At 59.7% G+C, this 1,243-nt stretch carries 1 pseudogene; it reads right to left on the reverse strand.

Going from position 1 to position 1,243, the window contains the following annotated elements:
- Positions 1 to 20: 20 nt before the first annotated feature.
- Positions 21 to 1,243 (reverse strand): annotated as a pseudogene (locus tag A1830_RS21005) (DUF6531 domain-containing protein); the annotation flags it as partial.

Raw genomic sequence — 1,243 nt, forward strand, 5'->3', positions numbered from 1 at the left:
GCTCCGTCAGGCAGGATGACATCGCATAACTCACCGTTGTGGTAAACAAAGCTGGTCTGGCGACCGTCATAATCTGTGAAACGGGCGACGTTATTATCGTCGTCAACCAGCCAGTCTGCCTGTACGCCATCCTCGCGGGTGGCGCGGCGGGTGCCATTTTCAAAATCGTATTCAAAATCAAGCTGCTCACCCGCGCTGTTGCGGTACGCCACCACGCGCGGCAGACCATCAATGTTCTGCCACAGATATTCATTCACAAGCCCGTTGCCGTCCTCATGACTGCGCAGTAAATCCATTCCGTCGCCGTCGTCATACCAGCCAAAGCGGCGGCGTACCTGACCGCCTCGTCCGGTGACGCTAATCACCCTGGCCTTATCATCGAAGCCGTAGCTGACCAGGCAGACTTCATTATCCAGCCAGGCCCCGGTCAGGCGAACCTGTCCGCTGACGGTTGTGTAGCGGCAGACTACACTTTGCCCCGCGCTGTCGGTGAGTGAATGCAGGGTATGGTCGTCGTTCCAGTCAAAAAGAATATCGTTACCACAGGGTTCTGTGAGGCGTAGCGGCAGGGAAGGGGAATCGTCCCGCAGGGATGAGTAATGCCAGCGCTCGCCGCTGATATCATACACTGACCATGTATCGTCCTGATGGTGTTCCAGCCAGCGCTTCTCCGGTTCACAGAAGGTTCGCTGTCCTTTCGGCACGGGAGGAAATGACACGTAATCGCCGGACGGCGCACGCCACACCAGCCCGTCCTGATACCGCTCAAGGCGGGTTTCCCAGAAAAGTGACCAGCCACGGCCCAGCACGCTGTCGCCGGGATTGCCACTGCGCCAGTAACGCTGCCAGACCACCGGCAGACGGGANGGCCCAGCACGCTGTCGCCGGGATTGCCACTGCGCCAGTAACGCTGCCAGACCACCGGCAGACGGGAAGGCAATACGAAATCCAGCTCGTCATCACCCGAGAGAAACTTCTGCCCACTGACGATATCCACCGGACGCGCGATGATGCCCACGGCAGCGGCACCCGTCATCAGCACGCCAGCGCGGCAGGCGATACGGGCCAGTTTGTTGATACCCGGAATTTTACTGAACAGCTTCGCCAGCGCCCCGGCCTTCGCGGCACCCCCTACGCCACCGATAAGCCCGGCAAATAACAGCGTCAGGTCAGAGGCTTTATACAGCCCTTCCGGGACTTCTGACTGTATCGGCAGTGTCTGTTCCGGCTCCCCGCCAATGCG

The sequence above is a fragment of the Erwinia sp. ErVv1 genome, assembly GCF_900068895.1.
In the GTDB taxonomy this organism is placed as follows: Bacteria; Pseudomonadota; Gammaproteobacteria; order Enterobacterales; family Enterobacteriaceae; genus Erwinia.